At 63.1% G+C, this 17446-nt stretch carries 15 protein-coding genes; 7 read left to right on the top strand and 8 right to left on the bottom strand.

Annotated elements, in window-relative coordinates; all coding sequences use genetic code 11:
• The first annotated feature begins 13 nt into the window (after window positions 1–13).
• Window positions 14–772, top strand: coding sequence for a pseudouridine synthase (locus M727_RS0120625; protein ID WP_027154258.1), 759 nt, complete (start codon window positions 14–16; stop codon window positions 770–772).
• A 184-nt stretch (window positions 773–956) separates the two neighbouring features.
• Here M727_RS0120625 and M727_RS0120620 read toward each other — a convergent pair whose 3' ends face one another.
• The 3 genes from M727_RS0120620 to M727_RS0120605 all read right to left on the bottom strand — a co-directional run bounded on the left by M727_RS0120620 (window position 957) and on the right by M727_RS0120605 (window position 5067).
• Window positions 957–2687, bottom strand: a complete 1731-nt coding sequence (locus M727_RS0120620) for a Na/Pi symporter (RefSeq protein WP_027154257.1) — start codon at window positions 2685–2687, stop codon at window positions 957–959.
• A gap of 87 nt (window positions 2688–2774) precedes the next feature.
• On the bottom strand, window positions 2775–3860 hold the full coding sequence (gene pstS, locus M727_RS0120615) for a phosphate ABC transporter substrate-binding protein PstS (RefSeq protein WP_245268714.1): 1086 nt from the start codon (window positions 3858–3860) through the stop codon (window positions 2775–2777).
• Window positions 3861–4323: 463 nt separating this feature from the next.
• Complete coding sequence (locus M727_RS0120605; RefSeq protein ID WP_036262853.1) at window positions 4324–5067, bottom strand: 2OG-Fe(II) oxygenase; 744 nt, start codon at window positions 5065–5067, stop codon at window positions 4324–4326.
• Between the two features lie 192 nt (window positions 5068–5259).
• Here M727_RS0120605 and M727_RS0120600 point away from each other — a divergent pair, with 192 nt between their 5' ends.
• Window positions 5260–6666 carry a nodulation protein NfeD gene (locus M727_RS0120600; RefSeq protein ID WP_027154253.1) on the top strand — a complete coding sequence of 469 codons (1407 nt, stop codon included), beginning with the start codon at window positions 5260–5262 and terminating at the stop codon, window positions 6664–6666.
• A complete protein-coding gene (locus M727_RS0120595; RefSeq protein WP_027154252.1) occupies window positions 6663–7427 on the top strand; it encodes a slipin family protein in 765 nt (254 codons plus the stop codon). The genes M727_RS0120600 and M727_RS0120595 overlap by 4 nt, the downstream gene beginning before the upstream one ends.
• 27 nt (window positions 7428–7454) lie before the next feature.
• Here M727_RS0120595 and M727_RS0120590 read toward each other — a convergent pair whose 3' ends face one another.
• Window positions 7455–8510 carry an AraC family transcriptional regulator gene (locus M727_RS0120590; RefSeq protein ID WP_245268713.1) on the bottom strand — a complete coding sequence of 352 codons (1056 nt, stop codon included), beginning with the start codon at window positions 8508–8510 and terminating at the stop codon, window positions 7455–7457.
• Between the two features lie 110 nt (window positions 8511–8620).
• On the opposite strand from M727_RS0120590, the gene M727_RS0120585 reads away from it, so the two are divergent.
• On the top strand, window positions 8621–9766 hold the full coding sequence (locus M727_RS0120585) for a LuxR family transcriptional regulator (protein WP_245268712.1): 1146 nt from the start codon (window positions 8621–8623) through the stop codon (window positions 9764–9766).
• Window positions 9767–10030: 264 nt separating this feature from the next.
• On the top strand, window positions 10031–10702 hold the full coding sequence (locus tag M727_RS0120580; protein ID WP_027154249.1) for an outer membrane protein: 672 nt from the start codon (window positions 10031–10033) through the stop codon (window positions 10700–10702).
• A 276-nt stretch (window positions 10703–10978) separates the two neighbouring features.
• On the opposite strand, the gene M727_RS0120575 is transcribed toward M727_RS0120580, so the two are convergent.
• Genes M727_RS0120575 through M727_RS0120565 form a run of 3 tightly spaced genes read right to left on the bottom strand, consistent with a single transcriptional unit; the run spans window position 10979 to window position 14780 of the window.
• Window positions 10979–13300, bottom strand: coding sequence for a xanthine dehydrogenase family protein molybdopterin-binding subunit (locus M727_RS0120575; RefSeq protein ID WP_027154248.1), 2322 nt, complete (start codon window positions 13298–13300; stop codon window positions 10979–10981).
• Complete coding sequence (locus M727_RS0120570) at window positions 13297–14280, bottom strand: xanthine dehydrogenase family protein subunit M (RefSeq protein WP_027154247.1); 984 nt, start codon at window positions 14278–14280, stop codon at window positions 13297–13299. Before M727_RS0120570 ends, M727_RS0120575 begins: the two co-directional genes overlap by 4 nt.
• On the bottom strand, window positions 14277–14780 hold the full coding sequence (locus M727_RS0120565; RefSeq protein WP_027154246.1) for a (2Fe-2S)-binding protein: 504 nt from the start codon (window positions 14778–14780) through the stop codon (window positions 14277–14279). The genes M727_RS0120570 and M727_RS0120565 overlap by 4 nt, the downstream gene beginning before the upstream one ends.
• A gap of 265 nt (window positions 14781–15045) precedes the next feature.
• Between M727_RS0120565 and M727_RS0120560 the strand changes: the two genes are divergently transcribed.
• Complete coding sequence (locus M727_RS0120560; RefSeq protein ID WP_036262870.1) at window positions 15046–15669, top strand: TetR/AcrR family transcriptional regulator; 624 nt, start codon at window positions 15046–15048, stop codon at window positions 15667–15669.
• Window positions 15670–15754: 85 nt separating this feature from the next.
• Here the strand turns inward: M727_RS0120560 and M727_RS41620 are convergent, their stop codons facing one another.
• Window positions 15755–16132 (bottom strand): hypothetical protein, encoded by a 378-nt coding sequence (locus M727_RS41620; RefSeq protein ID WP_156941569.1) that lies wholly within the window; start codon window positions 16130–16132, stop codon window positions 15755–15757.
• A 280-nt stretch (window positions 16133–16412) separates the two neighbouring features.
• Here M727_RS41620 and M727_RS0120550 point away from each other — a divergent pair, with 280 nt between their 5' ends.
• Window positions 16413–17348, top strand: coding sequence for a hypothetical protein (locus tag M727_RS0120550; RefSeq protein WP_027154243.1), 936 nt, complete (start codon window positions 16413–16415; stop codon window positions 17346–17348).
• The last annotated feature ends 98 nt before the right edge of the window (window positions 17349–17446 follow it).

Raw genomic sequence — 17446 nt, 5'->3', positions numbered from 1 at the left:
ATCCCGCAAAACCATGGCGCCACGGCCGAACGCCGGCCGGCCCAACCCAGGCGTCAGTTCCCCCGGCGTCAGCCTTTGCCGTGCGCTGTCAAAGCTTGGCCTGTGCTCGCGCAAGCAGGCGGAAATTCTGGTCGCCGAAGGGCGCGTCCGGGTCGCCGGCAAAATCGTGCGCAACGGCTCGCTGCGCGTCGATCCCGGCCGCGATCGCATCGAGGTCGACGGCAGCCGCGTCGTCGCCGAGCGCAAGGTCTACCTGATGATCAACAAGCCGCGCGGCCTGGTCACCACCCGCGACGACCCGCAGGACCGCGGCACCGTCTACGACTGCCTGGCAGAACTCGACCTGCCCTTCGTGTCGCCGGTCGGCCGCCTCGACAAGGCCAGCGAGGGCCTGCTTTTGATGACCAACGACACCCGTTTCGCCCAGCGCCTGCTCGACCCCGCCTCGCACGTCGCCAAGATCTATCACGTGCAGATCGGCGCCCTGCCCGACGCGGCCCTGCTGGCGCGGCTGCGCGCCGGCGCCACGGTCGATGGCCAAAATTTGACGGCGCGGTCGATCGACATCCTGCGCAGCGGCGCCAGCACCGCCTGGCTGGAAATCACCCTCGACGAGGGCCGCAACCGCCACATCCGCCGGCTGCTCGGCGCGCACGATGTCGAGGTGCTTCGCCTGGTGCGGGTGGCGATCGGCCGCTTGCCGCTCGGCGACCTCGCCAAGGGCAAGGCCCGCCACCTCACGAAGGAAGAGCTGGCGCTGTTTGCCGCCTGAGCGAAGGCGCCGAAGCGCTCCCTTCTCCCCTTGTGGGAGAAGGTGGATTGGCGCGTAGCGCCAAGACGGTTGAGACGGGGTGTTGGAAGGATCGCCGTCGGCGCCAAGCTGGAACACCCCTCATCCGATCTCGCTTTGCGAGGCCACCTTCTCCCACAAGGGGAGAAGGAAGATCGGCGCCCCGCTACTCGGCCGGGACCGGGCTGAGGCCGGGATCGCCCAGCGCGTGCGGCCTGGATTCCTTGCGTGCCGACGCCCGGGCGAGCACGCTTTGCCGGTTGACCGATTTGCGCTCGGCATCGATGCGCTGGATCAGGATTTCCGCGCGCTCGATCGACCCGAGCATCGCCAGGATCGTGCCGCGTTCGGCGGCGCCTGCATTGGGTCCGAGCGCCAGCGTGCGGGCACGCAGTTCCTCAACCTCCGGCAGATTGGCATGTCCGGCCGGCACCTTCGGATCGGAGATGCCGTAAGTCGGCAAGATCTGCCGCAGCGAGGCATCGAGCTTGCTCAGCGCGACGTCGACGATGGCCTGCGCCGGACTGCTGAACTTCTCGCGCCTGACGCGGCGCGCCACCTGATGCATCGATTCCGTCAGGGCGGCGGTGAAGTCGGCTTCCTCGATCAGGCTGGCGATCAGGTCGAGCTGGTCGTAGGGCAAATCCTCCTTCATCAATTCGGCGGTGTAGGCACGGATATCGCGGCTGAGGATATCGGTTGCGAGATAGTGCTCGCCCGGATCCGACGGCGCCTTCTTCGACGAACGGGCGATGTCGAGGAACATGGCGCCGGCTTGCAGATGGCGGGCCGTCTCCTGCTGGACGGCGGGAACGGCCTTGGCGAAATCGCCGGCCAGCTTGCGGTCGAGGAACCGCGGCGTCGAGAAATCTTCCGTGTCCTCGGCATCCGTGTGACCGACACGCGACAGGACCCGCTCGAACACCCCGATGAACGGAAACAGCAACAGCGTGTTGAAGACGTTGAAGAAAGTCGAGTAAAGACCGACCGCGACCGGCACCAGGGGAAAGGTCTCCTTGCCGTCGACGATCACCGGAATGGCGGGATCGCCGCCGAAGAACTGCATCGCCCATTCCAGGACCTGCATGGAGACGAAGAACAGCGGGATGGTGATGCACACGCCGATGATGTTGAACGAGATGTGCGCGTAAGCGGTGCGCCTGGCGTTTTTCGAAAGATTGAGCGAAGCCATCCACGAGGTGATCGTGGTGCCGAGATCGGCGCCGAGCGAGAAGGCGACGGCTGTCGTCCAGTCGAGAATGCCGGCGGCGCCAAGGCCCATGACGATGCCGATCGTCGCCGAGGACGAATGGATCATGGCGGTCACGCCGGCGGCGATGAACACGCATTTGAGCAGGTTGAGGTAGGAGTCGGCCGTCAGGGTTTGCAGCAGGGCCATGACTTCGGGCAGGTTGCGCAACGGGCGCAGGCCGCCGGTCATCAGGTTGAGGCCATAGAAGATCAGCGCGAAGCCCATGCCGGCAAGCGCTATGTTCTTGACCTTCTCGCTTTTGGCAAAGCAGTAGATCAGCGAGAACACCCCGGCCAGGATCAGCCCGAGCGGACCGAGCGGCAGCGCGATGAGGCCGTTGCCGAGCGTGGTGCCGATATTGGCGCCCATGATCACGCTGATCGCCGGTCGAAGCGCAATGACGCCGGCATTGACCAGGCCGACGACCATGACGCTCATCGCCGTCGACGACTGGATGACGCCGGTGATCAGCGTTCCTGCCAGCACGCCCTTGATCGGCGTTCCGGCGGCCTTGGCGAGAAAGGCGCGCATCCGGTTGACCGACAGCGCCTGGATGCCGTTGGCCATGAAGTCGAGGCCGAGCATGAAGATGCCCAACCCGCCGATCACCGGCACGAGGATGTCCTTGAAGATATCGATGTCCATGTCACGCAGTCCCCAACAAGCCGCCATCACGGCGCGATATGAATTTCAGTTCAGGCGCTGCGCCAAGCAGCAGCCTGGTTCTTCCGCTCAGTTTGCGACGGGCTCCTGCCCTGCCCAGTATTGCTCGATCCGGGCGACCAGTGCCTTCGGCAGCGGCACGTAGCCGAGCGCGGCGGCGTCATCAGCGCCGTGCGCGAAGGCGAGCCGGAAGAGGTCGTGCACGCGGCGATAGCGATGTTCCGAACGGCCCGAGACCTGAACGACCGCGAACACCGCCGTGCTGATCGGATAGGCGGCATCGCCGTCTCGATCGGTCAGCGAGGCGAAGAAGTCGGTCGTTTGCGCCCAGTCGATGGACGTCGCCGCAGCCTGCACGCCCTCCGGCCCCGGCTTGACGAACTTGCCGGATTTGTTCTCGATCAGCGCGTAGACAAGGTTGGCGCGCTGGGCCTGGCCGGATTCGGCATAGGCAATCGCGCCCTTCGTGTCGTGCACGGCTTGAATGAGGTTCTGGGTGCCTTCCGCGTCAGTGCCGAGCGGCCACGAGATCAGTGTATTGGCGCCGTATTTGGCCTTCCACTCCCCGCTGACCGCCGACAGGTACTCGGTGAAGACAAAGGTCGAGCCGGAGCCATCCTTGCGGTGAACAACGCTGATCCTGAGATCGGGCAGCGTCAGATCCGGATTCACCGCCTTGATCGCGGGATCGGACCATGACTGGATCTTGCCCAGATAGATGTCGGCCAGCAGCGGCCCCGTCAGGCGAAGGCTTCCCGGGCCAATGCGGTCGAGATTGACGACGACGGCGATGGCGCCCATGACGATCGGAAACTGCTGGCGGCCGGCCTTCTTGAGTTCGGCGCCATTGATCGGCGCATCCGTCGCGGCAAAGTCGATGTCCGGCTGATCGAGACGCAGGACGCCGGCGAGCGAGCCGACGATTTCATAGTCGACCTTCCAGTCGGGCGAGACATAGTCGCCGCCGTCGGCGCGGGCGTTCTCGTAGGCCGTTGCCCATTTGCCGATGATCGGGGCGGCCAGTGTCGATCCGGCGCCGCGAATAGGCTCGGCCTGTGCAGCGGCCCCGATCATCAAGCCAACAGCAAGCGTGACGGCGCCGCTTATCTTCGCCGATTTGCGCCGTAGTGACGCAAAGCTTGCTGGAAACATCATGGCGATCCCCGACGCGCGAACAAATAGCTAGTTTTCAGTCTTGGCAGATATCAACAGTCATCCGCCCGGCGAACGAACGCCGGCAGAGAAACAACACCGCTCACCGTATGAACCTTGGTTAACGATTGGATGACAAAGATCTTTGTGAGCGAGATTTTTATTTTTCCGCGATTGCCGCGGTTGCCTGAAGAATTGTTCGGCAGCGAATCGCTTCAGCTTTGCGCTGCCCCTCACCTGCCTGCCGGCATCCTCTCCCCGTATAGTGACGGGGAGAGGGGGCGCTCTCATCGATGGTTTCGCCAATCACCAGCGTTGCAGAATATCCGCCACGGCGCGACCAGTCCCTTCTCCCCGTCACTATACGGGGGAGAGGACACCGGCAGGGCGATGAGGGCCGGCGCCGACTCCGACAACTGACCCCCTTGGCACGAAGTTGCTGGTCGCCTCCACGCAGGGACAGCCCCTATTTCGCGTCGTGGAAGATGATGCCGACGGTGTGGCGCAGGCCGGAGCGAAGCCGGCTGACGCCGTGCCTGAGATTGACGCGGTAGCTGCCTTTGCTGCCCTGGACCGGACGATTGTGGACCGCGAAGGCGACGGCATCGCCCTGGCGCAGCGACACCACCTCGGCGCGGCTCTGCATGCGCGGGCGCTGTTCGGTCAGCACGAACTCGCCGCCGGTGAAGTCCTCGCCGGGTTCGGACAGCAGGATTGCCACCTGCAGCGGGAAGGCAAGATCACCGTAGAGATCCTGATGCAGGCAGTTGAAGTCGCCGGCACCATATTGCAGCAGGAGCGGCGTCGGCCGCGTCTGGCCCTGCTCGTGGCATTGCTTGAGGAACGCGGCGTGTTCGTCCGGGTAGCGCTGGGCGATGCCCATGCGCTCGTTCCAGTCGTTGGCGACGGCGGCAAGGCGCGGATAGAGCGCGGTGCGCAAGCCGCCGATCAACTCTGGCAAGGGATAGCGGAAGTAGCGGTACTCGCCCTTGCCGAAGCCGTGCCGCGCCATGTGGACATGGCTGCGGAAATGGCTTTCGTCGGGATAGAGCCCGGCGATCTCCCGGCATTCTTCTGACGTCAGCAGCTTTTCCATCACCGCGCAGCCATAGCCGCTCAGTTCCTCGGCCAATGCCTGCCAGTCATATCCGGCGACGCGCGCTTCGGCCGATCGAGCCGCTGCCTTCGAACCTGTCAAATGAATGGTCATGGCTCTGCCTCCTCTGGCTTCTTCTGCCCTCAGAGATGGATGAAACAGCGCGCGCAAACCACCCGTTTCCTGCCGATGGGTTGCGCACCGAGTTGAAGCTGGCCAATCGCCACTGCGCCGCTGCTTAATCGCCGCCACGCAGCATGGATTTCGGCAAAATCGGGCCCATATCCCTGATAGGGAGCTTTGAGCGTGAAACTCGCGCGTGTGGCCCTGTTCGCCGCGGCTGTTTTAGCCGCTGTGGCTGTTTGTTCTTCTCTCGCAACCGGAGAAGCGGACGGTCAGGAGAGGATTGCGCTGCGCGTCGAGATAGACGGCGCCATCGGTCCGGCGAGTGCCATGCAGTTCGAGGAAGCGCTGACGGTGGCCGCAGAGCGCAACGCCGAGGTTCTCATCCTGCAGATGAACACGCCCGGCGGGTTGGTCACCAGCATGCGCGAGATCATCGCCGACATCCTCGCCTCACCGGTTCCCGTCATCGGCTATGTCGCGCCAGCCGGCGGGCATGCCGCGAGCGCCGGAACCTACATCCTCTACGCGACCCATGTGGCGGCGATGGCGCCCGGCACCAATCTGGGCGCGGCAACGCCAATCGAGATGGGCGGGCCAATGCCGTCCTTTCCCGGCAGCGACGACAAGAACGATGGTCCGGAAGCCGGCAAGGACCAGAAGAACGGCACCAGAGCGCCGGCGGGCGATGCGATGATCGCCAAGGCGACGAACGACGCGGTTGCCCTGATCCGCAGTCTGGCTGAACTGCGCGGGCGCAATGCCGATTGGGGTGAGAAGGCCGTGCGCGAGGCGGCCAGCCTGTCGGCCAACGCGGCGCTGCAGGAGCGTGTCGTCGATTTCGTCGCCCGCGACACGACCGAACTGCTCCAGCTGGCTGACCGCCGGACAGTGGAAATAGCCGGCAGGAAAGAGGTGTTGGCGACCAAAGGGCTGCCGGTTGAAACGCTGGAGCCCGGCTGGCTCATCCGGCTTCTCGCCGTCATCACCGACCCGAACGTCGCCGTGATCCTGATGCTGATCGGCGTTTATGGTCTCGTCTTCGAGTTCACGAGCCCGGGCGCGGTCGCGCCCGGCGTGATCGGCACGATCTGCCTGCTGCTCGGGCTCTATGCGCTCAATCTCCTGCCGATCAGCTATGCCGGCCTTGCCTTGATGCTGCTTGGCATCATCTTCCTCGTCGTCGAGGTCTTCAATCCCACAGTGGTCCTGGGGCTGGGAGGCGTGGCTGCGTTTCTGCTGGGCGCTGCCATGCTGCTCAGGATCGAGGGACCCGGCTTCGAGATGTCGTGGGCCGTCATCGGCACCGCAGCCGTCCTGACGCTCGGCCTGGCGCTGCTGACCGGCAGCTATCTCTGGGCGGCCCGCAAGCACGTTCCGCGTGTTGGCGCACAGGCCATGCAAGGGCTGCCGGCCAAGGTCCTCGACTGGGAGGGCAGCGAGGGCCACGTGCTGGCCCGAGGCGAGCGCTGGCGAGCGAAAGCCGACGAACCTATTGCAGTGGGCGACAGCGTCGAGGTGGCTGACGTCAGGGGTCTCGTGCTGACGATACGGCGTCGCAATGCGGGAAGCGATGGAGCAAGGCAATGATCATCGGTTATGTGGCCTATCTGGTGGCAGCGCTCGTCGTGGTCATGTTCCTGTCCGCGGCCATTCGCATCCTGAGGGAATATCAGCGTGGCGTGGTCTTCACGCTCGGCCGCTTCACCGGGGTCAAGGGGCCCGGCCTGATCATCCTCATCCCCTTCGTGCAGCAGATGGTGAAGGTCGATCTGCGGGTGGTCGTCCAGGATATTCCGCCGCAGGACGTGATCTCGCGCGACAACGTCTCGGTGAAGGTGAACGCGGTGCTGTATTTTCGTATCGTCGACGCTGAGCGGGCGGTGATCCAGGTCGAGGACTTCATGACCGCGACCAACCAGCTGGCGCAGACCACATTGCGCTCGGTGCTCGGCAAGCATGAGCTCGATGAAATGCTGGCCGAACGTGACAAGCTCAACAGCGATATCCAGGAGATCCTCGATCAGCGGACCGATGCCTGGGGCATCAAGGTCTCCGATGTCGAGATCAAGCATGTCGACCTCAACGAGAACATGGTCCGCGCCATCGCCAAGCAGGCCGAGGCCGAACGGCTGCGGCGTGCCAAAGTGATCAATGCCGACGGCGAACAGCAGGCGGCGGCAAAACTCGTCGAGGCCGGCAAGATGCTGGCCGGGACACCGCAGGCCATGCAGCTGCGTTATTTCGAGGCGCTGCATGACATCGCCGGTGAGCGCTCGTCGACGGTCGTGTTTCCGGTGCCGATGGATCTGCTCGGCCATTTCATCAAGCAGCCCGGCGAGGAGACGTGAGTTCACCGATGGGCCGGCGTCCGGCTCCTATCTGACGCCCGTTGGCGTATAGCCGAAGCGACGACGGAAGCAGCGATTGAAATACGATACGTCGCTGAATCCGCTTATCAGGGCAATTTCGCTGACCCGCATGCCGTCGTTGCGTCGCTGCGAGAGCATTTTGTGTGCTCTTTGCAAACGCAGTTCGAGCACGCGCTCGGCAAAGCTGATACCGGTTTCCTGAAGAAGATCATGGATATAGCGAGACGACAGGCCGAGTTCTTCGGCCACGCGCTGCGCCGAAATGCCAGGGTTGGCAAAATTGTCCGCGATCTTCGCCAAAACACCCTGCAACCTCGCCGCGCGCAAACCGCGCAAGCCGGCCAATTCCGCCGCCTCGCCTTTTGCTCCGGTCGCCAGGCCGATCAGATCGACGATCGTTTCCGTGGCATGGGTTATCAGGTCCGGGGCGACGAGAGGATCGCCGGCTTCGAGAAACCGGCAGTAACGCTTGAGCAGCCCCAGGGCTTCGTTTTGACTGTCGATCTTCAGCGCCAACCTGTCATCGATGCGCGGGAAGGCATGCGCGAGGATGGCACGCGGGATCACCACGTTCATCCATACGTTCTTGTCGCTGCCGATCATTTTCAGAGGCTCTGCCGCTGTGACCAGGGCCGCTTCTCCCTGGCCGACATCATAGTCTCGGCCGACTTGGGCTCCGGCCAGTACGGTGTCGGCCTCGTTGATCAGCAGAAGGTAGCCGTCATTGTCGTCATCGGCGATGTTGCTCGCCTTCCTCGTCGCATGCTTGATCGTTCCGGACATCTGCCCAAGAACCACGGGGCCGATGGCCGCGGCTTCGATGGTGGCCTCGAAAGGCAGATTTTCGGATATGCCGTATTCGACCGACCATATCTCCGCGACATGGATGTCTTGCCAGAGGGAAAATCGATCACGTTCGCTTAGATGCGAGGGCAACTGAGCCGACGAAAACACCGTCTTTTGCGACAATGCGGCACTCCGATAAACATCCGCAATTTCAAAAAATCGAACGCGCTGCTTTCCATTCGAGGAATAAGCAGCGACAAACCGCTTGGCGTTCAACGGATCGAATTGAACCCTTAATCGAGCTCAACCACACGTGGCGTCACCCAAAAGTGTGACGCCGTGAAATCCTCCGACGCTGGATCGGGGCATGTAAGGGGATAGGAGGCGTGGTGGAGAGGCTGAGCAGCGAAGCACTGAGTTCGATCATCGGTGATATCTACGATTGCGTTTTGAATCCGGCAGGCTGGGCTGATGTAATGACCCGGATCACACAGGCCGTCGACGCGGCCTATACCACCATCGCGCTTGCCAGCACCGCCGACAATCATGGCCGCTTCACCGCTCAATCGCCCTGGGATCCCATGCAAATGCGCACGCTCCAGGAGGACTATGACTTTGATGGTATTCCCGGGCTGAAGGCAGCAGTCGTTGGCGACATGGACACGCCCGTTACGACGCTGTCGCATATGAGTGAAGCCGAACTCCAGCAAACGCCTTTTTTTCAGAATTGGGCCAAACCGCAGGGATTGCGCGAGGCTTGCATCACCAAATTCGTTCATACGGCAGACCGGATCGGTCTCCTGGGCTGCACTACGCGGGCCAGCAGGGGGACTATATCAGTTGAAGATCAGCGTTTCCTGGCATTGCTATCGCCGCATCTGCGCCGCGCTTCCCTGATTGGGGACCTGCTCGATCAGGCCCGCGTGACCGCCAGTCTTTATCGCGAGGCGCTCGACTATCTGGCTGTGCCTATTGTTCTTACTGGCGCCAACGGAGCAATCCTGTATGCGAATGCGGCTGCCGATCAGATGTTTTCCGTGCAGGGTCCTATCTTTTCCAGGAACGGCCTGGTCCAGGCGCAGAACCCCGGGGTAGCCCGCGCTCTGCTGGAAGCAATCGCCAGTGCCGCGGGCGCGGATGCTTCACTTGGCTCCCGCGGCATAGGGCTGCCTGTTTCAGGCCCTGGTCAACCGCCGGCCGTCGCGTATGTCTTGCCGTTGACCGAAGGAACCGCGCGCGCGGTTTTTCGGCCCGCATGCGCCGCCGTCTTTGTGTCGACCACGACGTCCTCTTCGCCGCTCCCGGAGGCCGTTCTCACCACGCTATTCGACCTTACGCCTGCAGAGGCGCGCGTCCTCCTGCGGGTTGGCAGCGGATTGAATGCGTCCAAGACCGCTTTGTCCCTCGGTATCGGTGAAAACACTTTGAAGACCCACCTCAACCGCATCTTCGCCAAAACCGGCACGAGGCGCCAAGCGGATCTCGTTAAACTCATCTCGGACATAGGCACGCCCCTCGCGCCGGCCGGATAATGGTGAGCCCGCTGAAGCTGCCAATCTCCCCTCGATGACGGCCAATCCCCAAGTCGGGAGATCGGCCGTCACCTCGGTCGACTGAGGCCGAACAGCCACACTGACCGGGAAAGTGCTGCGGTGCGTTCCAGGACAATTCGGGTGCGGTCCTGCCCAAGACGCGGTCGGCGGACAATGCAACACCGGCGTCTCCACAACACCTGGATCACCACGGAGCTTTTCCGCGGCGGGGAACGCAACACCTTTTGGGGCAGCAAACAAACAATGAAAACGATTCTTCTCGCTACAGCCTTCATTCTCGCGCCTGTCGGCATGGCGTCGGCGGCGGACATCAATGAGGTTTTGCCTGTTGACGCCGCCTACAGTTGGTCCGGCCTTTATGCTGGCGTTCACGTCGGTTACGCAGCCGGAACCTCCGATTTTTTCATCGCCAACCCCGGCGTTACCAGGCCCCTGGATCCCGACGGTTTTATCGGTGGCATCCACATCGGGTTCAATCAAGAAATGGCGAACCGCTTCGTGCTCGGTGCCGAGGCCGACATTTCGTACAATGACGTGGATGGGCTGACGACCTTCTCCAGCGGTTTGCTTAAGAGCGAAATCAAGTGGTCGGGTTCGGCGCGGCTGCGGGCTGGCTATGCCTTCGATCGGACTTTGCCTTACATCACTGCAGGCGTGGCCGCGGCGAAGTATGAAACGATTTTGATCACCGGCACCCCCCAAGGCAACATACCGATCCACGACGAAACCCATATTGGCTGGACGGTTGGAGCCGGCATTGAGCACGCCTTCACCGATAAGTGGCTGGCTCGCGTCGAATATCGCTACTCCGACTTCGGCAATCAGGATCTCTCGATAGCAGATGGTGTTAACACGATCGCGGACGTCGATCTCCAGACGCACGACATCCGGGTCGGCCTTAGCTACAAGTTCTGATCTGCCAGCACCGGCGTGACGATCCTGCAACGTTGAAGATTGGCGAAAGCCAATGAGAGCGTAATCTCCCCCCAAGTGGGGGAGATGTCCGGCAGGACAGAGGGGGGCGCTGTCCCGCCGGCCTGTCAGATCGCAATCTGGGCTGTTGCGGGTATTCGACCGGTCACAGGAACCAAACGTTGGCGATCCTTCACGCCCCCCTCTGGCCTGCCGGCCATCTCCCCTACGAGGGAAGAGATTGGCAGCTTCGCCCCCGGCATTTCCGGCTCGGACCCCCTAGATCAGCTTCTCCAGCGTGATCGGCAGATCCCGCACCCTTTTGCCGGTGGCGTGGAACACCGCATTGGCGATCGCTGGCGCCACGCCGACTATGCCGAGTTCGCCCACTCCCTTGCCGCCGAGCGCCGAGGAGTGCGGGTCGGGGATGCCGACCGAGATCACCTCGATGTCGGGAATGTCGGCATTGGTCGCGATGAGATAGTCGGCCAGATTGTTGTTGACGATGCGGCCGTGGCGGCGGTCGACTATGCCTTCCTCCAGCAGCGCCTGGCCGATGCCCATGATGATGCCGCCCTTCCACTGGCTTTCGGCAAGCTTGGGATTGTAGAGCCGGCCCGAATCCAGCGCCGACACCACGCGTGACACGCGAACCGTGCCGAAGTCCTCGTCGACGAGCACCTCGATGAAATGCGCGCACCAGCTGTGGCGGGAATAGTCGCCTTCGGTATGCGACAGCGCCATCGCGATGGTCGTATTATTTTTGTAGCGATCCTCCGCCGTCCAATGGGCCGGCGTGGTATCGCCCATCGCCTCGATTTGGCTGCGTCCGACGCTGCCGAGCAGCTCGGCGATCGAGACCTCAGGGCCGCCGCCGCGCGGCGAGGCGATGCGGCCATTGGCGACGACCAGCGTGTTGGCCTGCAGCGCATGGAACGGCGAATTTGGATCGCTGATCGCCAGCCCAACCAGTTGGTCGAGCGCGGCAGTCGCCGCCTTGTGCACCGCGCCCGTCATCACGCCGGCCAGCCGCGAACCGCCGGTGACGCCGGCGCGGCCATAGCGTGAGTCACCCAGCTTCACCACGACGTTCTCAGCCGGCACGCCCACCACTTCGGCGGCGGTCTGCGCCAGGATCGTGTAGGTGCCCTGCCCCATATCGATGCTTGAACTTTCGACCTCGACCGAGCCGTCGGCGAGAATGCGCACCATCGCCTCGCCATAGGCGCGCCGCACCGGATAGGTGCCGGCGGCAGCGCCCCAGCCGATCAGTTGGTTGCCGTCGCGCATCGAGCGCGGCTCTGGTGCACGTTTCGACCAGCCGAAGGCCTCAGCTCCCGCGGCGAAAGCCTCGCGCAGCTGCCGTGTCGACCACGGCTTTTTCGCCTCCGGATCCTGCTCGGCGTAGTTCCTGAGCCGGATTTCCAGCGGATCGATGCCGACCTCATAGGCGAGCTCGTCGATCGCGCTTTCGATGCCGAAGGCGCTCGGGTTCTCGCCCGGCGCGCGCAGCGCGCCCGGCACCACCGTATTCACCCGCACGACATTCTGCCGCGACGAAAAATTCGGCGTCGCATACATGATCGAGGTGACCGAGCCGAGCGGCTCGACCCACATGCCGTCGACCGAAGTCTCGTTGACGCCGCGGTGCACGATCGACTGGATCCGTCCCTCGGCGTCGGCACCGAGCGCCACCGTTTGCCGTGTCGCCGCCCGTCCGCCATAGGCGGTGAAGGTCTGCGGTCTGGTGACCGCGAGCTTCACCGGCCGTCCCAGCATTTTCGCCGCCATCGCCGCCACCGCGCCGTAGCCGTAGGCGAACGCCTTGGAGCCGAAGCCGCCGCCGATATAGGGCGAGACAAGGCGCACATTCTCGAACGGCACACCGAACCATTCGGCATAGGTCCGCGCCATGCCGTCGAGCCATTGGCTGGGCTCCCACACCGTCAGCCGGTCGCCCCGCCAGTGCGCGATCAGGCCATGCGGTTCCATCGGCGTCTGGTATTCGCGCGGCGTGTTGTAGGCGGCGCAGATCCGCACCGGGGCGGTGGCGAAAGCCGCCTGCGCATCGCCCCATTCCTTGGTCAGTGTGTCGATCGGAATGCCGTCGCCGGCCTTCGGATCGTCGAGATCGACGATTGCCGGCGTCTCGTCATAGCTGATCTTGACCAGTGCCGCCGCCGCGACCGCCTGTTCGAAACTCTCGGCCACCACCGCCGCGACATGCTGGCCGCTGAAGGTGATGTCGCGCGCCAGCGGGCAATAAGGAACATCGGGCGGCGGCGTGCCCAGCCAGTCCGTCGCGGTGTTGAGGCGCAGCGCATTGTCCGGCGTCAGCACCAGAAGCACGCCCGGCGACGCTTGAGCAGCGGCCGTGTCGATCGAACGCACCTTGCCGGCGGCAATCGTGCTCTCGACGAGAACAGCATGGTTGAGCCCTTCGAGCTGCTGCTCGACTGCGTATTTTGCGGCACCGGTGATCTTGGCCGGGCCATCGACGCGCGACAGCCGCCCGCCCACTGCCTCTGCGAAGACGGCCCCGTCCGATGCGTCGCCCCTCTTCGAATCACCATGTCTGGTTCTGATCTCGTGAACGGTCATGCCGTTTCTCCCATTTTGAGAATGGCGCGGGCGACGACGCGCGGCGCCAGTTCGATCTTGTAATGGTTGGCGCCGTGGTCGACGGCGCCTTCGATGGCGAGCAGGCTGGCTTGCTTGGCGATATCAGCCTTCAGCACCTTGCCTTTCAGCGCCTCTTCCACCGCCCGTACGCGCCACGGCTTGGTGGCGACACCGCCCAGCGCCACGCGCAGGTCCCGGATCGTCCTTCCGTCGGCCTCGAACTCGATGCCGACGGCGGCACTTGCAGCGGCGAATTCGTAAGATTGCCGGTCGCGGACCTTCAGATAGGTCGAACGTCCTGCGGCGGCGGAAGCAGGAATGCTGATCGCGGTGATCATCTCGCCTGGCTCGATCGCATGTTCCCTGTCGGGCGTGGTTCCCGGCAGCAGGAAAAAGTCGTCGGCTGCGATCTGGCGGTCGCCGAGATGGACTGTCGCGTCGAAGGCGACCAGCGCCGTCGCCAGATCGCCCGGATAGGTGGCGATGCAGGCTTCGCTGGTGCCGAGCACGGCATGGCCGCGGGTGACGCCGCCGATCGCCGAACAGCCGCTGCCGGGCGTGCGCTTGTTGCAGGCGGGAAAATTCGCCGGATCGCGGAAATACGGACAGCGCGTGCGCTGCATCAGATTGCCGCCGATGGTCGCCATGTTGCGCAGCTGCGCCGAAGCCGCCTGCCACAGCGCTTCCGAGACGGCGGGGAACCGGCTCTTGATGTCGGCATGGTCGGCGACGCTGCTCATCCTTGCCAGCGCGCCGATCGTGGCGCCCCGGTCGTCGACCGTGATCCCATCCAGTCCGTTGAGATGGGTGATGTCGACCACGGTTTCGGGTTCGGCGACGCCGCATTTGGCGAGATCGATGAGCGTCGTGCCGCCGGCGAGCAGCATCGCGCTGGGCAGCGCCGCCGCCTGGCGTGCCGCATCGATGGAATTGGCGCGCAGATACGAAAAGTCCCTCATGATGCGGTCTCCATGGATGACGCAACCTCCAGTGCCGCCTGGCGCACGGCGGCGACAATGTGCGGATAGGCGCCGCAGCGGCAAAGATTGCCGGCCATATATTCGCGGATCTCGTCATCCGAACCGGCATGGCCCTCGCGGATGCAAGCGACAGCCGACATGATCTGTCCCGGCGTGCAGTAGCCGCACTGGAAGGCGTCCTGTTCGAGGAAGGCGGCCTGTACGGCGTGCAGCGTGCCGTCGCCCTCGGCAAGCCCTTCGATTGATGTGACCGTCCTGCCCTCGGCTTGGGCGGCAAGCGTCAGGCAGGCCAGCACGCGCTGGCCGTCGACATGCACGGTGCAGGCGCCGCACTGGCCCTGGTCGCAGCCTTTCTTAGTTCCGGTCAGGCCGAGATGGTCGCGCAAGGCATCGAGCAGCGTGACGCGCGGCTCGACCTCCAGTTTATGGCGATGTCCGTTGATTTGAAGTTGGATGGAAATTCGGGTTTTGCTTGTCATGGGGCGTCTGGCTCCAGTTGCTTGACGCGGAGGGGGTGATCTGGTGCCCGGCCGGCGAGCGGCAAGGTCATCTTATGGCTAGGTCTGAAAGGGCGAAGGCCGAGGGGAGATTGCGCTGTCATCGGCTTGCAGGCTGGAAGGAGGTGACATACCGGTTCCCCTGATTATATGATGATGGTGCTCCACTAAAACGGAGGCGCCTCCGTTTATTACGTGGGAGCTGAACCCGTCGGGTTCAAGCCCCGTATTCGCAGTGGAGAAAAAATTGGCTTCGCCGCCGCCCGCAAACGCCAAAGACAAGTCCGACGCGACAGCGGCGAAACCGCTGCGCGCCGATGCGCAGCGCAACCGCGATGAGCTGGTCGAGGCCGCCGCGGTGGCCTTTGCCGCGCATGGCGTCGATGCCTCGCTAGAGGAGATCGCGCGCCAGGCCGGTGTCGGCATCGGCACACTCTACCGGCACTTTCCAACGCGCGAGCATCTGGTCGAAGTGGTCTACCGGCGCGAAGTGGAAAGCCTGTGCGCGGCTGCCGACGAGCTCGCCCTTCACCATCCGCCTGATACCGCGCTCGAACAGTGGATGCAGCGCTTCGTCGACTACATCGCCACCAAGCGCGGCCTGGCGACAAGCCTGCGTATCCTGCTCAACACCAATTCAACCCTGTTCTCAGACATGTCCGGCCGGGTGACACTCGCCTTGCGGCAGCTGATCGAAGCGGCGGTGGCCGACGGCTCGATCCGCAGCGATGTCGACGCCTCCGACGTGCTGCATGCGCTGGGCGGCATCTATTCGGCGCCCGATACCAAGGACTGGCGCGACCGCTCCCGCCGGCTGGTCTCGCTGCTGATGGACGGGCTGAGGTTTGGGGCGGCGAAGGGTAGTGGGTGAAGGCTGGGCCGCCGCGCCCGGTGCGCGAACTGCCAGCGGAGCACGAACGAGTAACTCCGCCCTGAATTGCGTCAGATGCGAAATCTCATGCGAACAAGCCGACTGCTCGATCGTAAAAATGGTCGAGAGCGCAGCGCCTGGCGGCAATCCGGGCGGCTTCAAGCAATTCCTCGCGACCCGAGGCGCCGTCCTTGTAGGTTGCGATGACCACGCGCGCGATTAATTCGGCGTCCTCGTTGTCAAGCTCCGCTTCGCCGGACCGCAAAATTTCCCGAACCACACCCCTCAAGAGATCCAGTTCAATGGTTGAAAAGACGCCCATCTGGGGCGCGGATGTGCACTCCACTGCCATTTGAATTCCTCCCGCCGTCACGATATCAAACAGGCGAGATATTACAACTAAAGTATTAGGCGAGCGCGCTTCGGGAGGTCGTTCGGCACGCTGCACCTTGGTATGCCGCATTTTGCCCGAGTGCCGCGAATGCTCTCTCACCTTGGGCAAACAGAAGTGGTGCCATCTCATTGCCGAAGCGTCCGCAGACAACGATCGACGTCGACGAGATGGACGGGTCGCCGTATATTAAAGTGAACGTCGACGGTCGCGGTAGACGCACCCTTGGCCCCTTCAAATCACATGAAGATGCAGGGGTGATAGCGAACGAGCAGCCGCTACGAAGACGTAGGTATTGAAACGGAATGGTATTAGTCTGCGCCGTCGGGGCTTCAGGGACGCGGGCAAAAGAATGGATTTCAGTTCAGGGCAAGGCTATTTCCTCATCGGCGGCCTCATCCTGGTCGGTGCCGGGCTGCTGATCCTTTCGCTGATCGTCAATGCTCGTGTGGCGCACAGCGTGCGCCACGACATGCGCCATCGTGAAAAGTTGCTGGAATATTACCGCAACATCTTTTCCCAGCTCGGCGTCATCCTGATCGGAATTGGCGTTTCTCTGTTCATCTTCTTTTTTCAGCAGAATTATCAGGACCAGCGCAAACGCGAAACGGAGCTCCAGCTGGTTCTTGCCAAACTGGCCGCGCGCATTGCTCGCGGGGCTGCCGTCGTCGAATACCTGGGCGAATTCGATGCGCTGCTGGATGATGGCGGACCCTATACCAGTCCGGAACTCGGCGGGACCAACGCCGCGATCAGCGCGCATGGGGCGGAACTCGGCAAGCAGGTCGCCGAGATCCTTTTGGTTGAGCGCGACGTTGAAGTTCAAACGTTCGAGATCCTGAACCTGTCGCGCGATTTCGAAGCATCGTTCGTCGTCAACGAACTCGATCCCATGCTGTGGTTCAACATCGTCCAGGATGAGAGCGAGATCAAATATGCCACCACTCAGCTCGCCCTCGACTACAAGGACCTTCAGGATGCGATCGGCGGAGAGCCAATCGCGGTTGCGATTGCAAATCCTGAAAAGGAGGCAAAGATCAAACAGGAGGTGCTCGACATCTTTTATGATGCCGACCTCTTGCGCCAGCGCAGCCGGAGACTTCTCGGCCGTGCGTGCTGGCTTTTCAGCAAGGGGCGCAGCTTCGTCAAGCTTGGACCGGTCGACGAGATCGAAGCCGATGCCAGGTCGCACCAGGAATGGATCGACCGGTCGAAACGCTTCCTGACGCAGTTGAAGTCGGGAAGCGGCGATTGTTTCAAATTGCTCCAGTTCAACCCGGCGCCTTGAGTTGAGAACGCGCCGGCAAGCGGCCCGCCGCCCCGCCGCGGCCTGGCCTAATCGCTGCTCATGCAGAACCGGATGACCATTCCGATCCAAGGCTCTAT

It is taken from the genome of Mesorhizobium sp. WSM2561 (assembly GCF_000513915.1).
In the GTDB taxonomy this organism is placed as follows: domain Bacteria; phylum Pseudomonadota; class Alphaproteobacteria; order Rhizobiales; family Rhizobiaceae; genus Mesorhizobium; species Mesorhizobium muleiense.
This window is presented reverse-complemented; position numbering and strand designations above follow the sequence as displayed.

What these genes read in the sequence shown, in the direction of transcription:
- M727_RS0120625 (WP_027154258.1), top strand. Translation starts at nt 14, where the DNA reads ATGGCGCCACGGCCGAACGCCGGCCGGCCCAACCCAGGCGTCAGTTCC.
- M727_RS0120620 (WP_027154257.1), bottom strand. Translation starts at nt 2,687, where the DNA reads ATGGACATCGATATCTTCAAGGACATCCTCGTGCCGGTGATCGGCGGG.
- pstS (WP_245268714.1), bottom strand. Translation starts at nt 3,860, where the DNA reads ATGATGTTTCCAGCAAGCTTTGCGTCACTACGGCGCAAATCGGCGAAG.
- M727_RS0120605 (WP_036262853.1), bottom strand. Translation starts at nt 5,067, where the DNA reads ATGACCATTCATTTGACAGGTTCGAAGGCAGCGGCTCGATCGGCCGAA.
- M727_RS0120595 (WP_027154252.1), top strand. Translation starts at nt 6,663, where the DNA reads ATGATCATCGGTTATGTGGCCTATCTGGTGGCAGCGCTCGTCGTGGTC.
- M727_RS0120580 (WP_027154249.1), top strand. Translation starts at nt 10,031, where the DNA reads ATGAAAACGATTCTTCTCGCTACAGCCTTCATTCTCGCGCCTGTCGGC.
- M727_RS0120575 (WP_027154248.1), bottom strand. Translation starts at nt 13,300, where the DNA reads ATGACCGTTCACGAGATCAGAACCAGACATGGTGATTCGAAGAGGGGC.
- M727_RS0120570 (WP_027154247.1), bottom strand. Translation starts at nt 14,280, where the DNA reads ATGAGGGACTTTTCGTATCTGCGCGCCAATTCCATCGATGCGGCACGC.
- M727_RS0120565 (WP_027154246.1), bottom strand. Translation starts at nt 14,780, where the DNA reads ATGACAAGCAAAACCCGAATTTCCATCCAACTTCAAATCAACGGACAT.
- M727_RS41620 (WP_156941569.1), bottom strand. Translation starts at nt 16,132, where the DNA reads ATGCGGCATACCAAGGTGCAGCGTGCCGAACGACCTCCCGAAGCGCGC.
- M727_RS0120550 (WP_027154243.1), top strand. Translation starts at nt 16,413, where the DNA reads ATGGATTTCAGTTCAGGGCAAGGCTATTTCCTCATCGGCGGCCTCATC.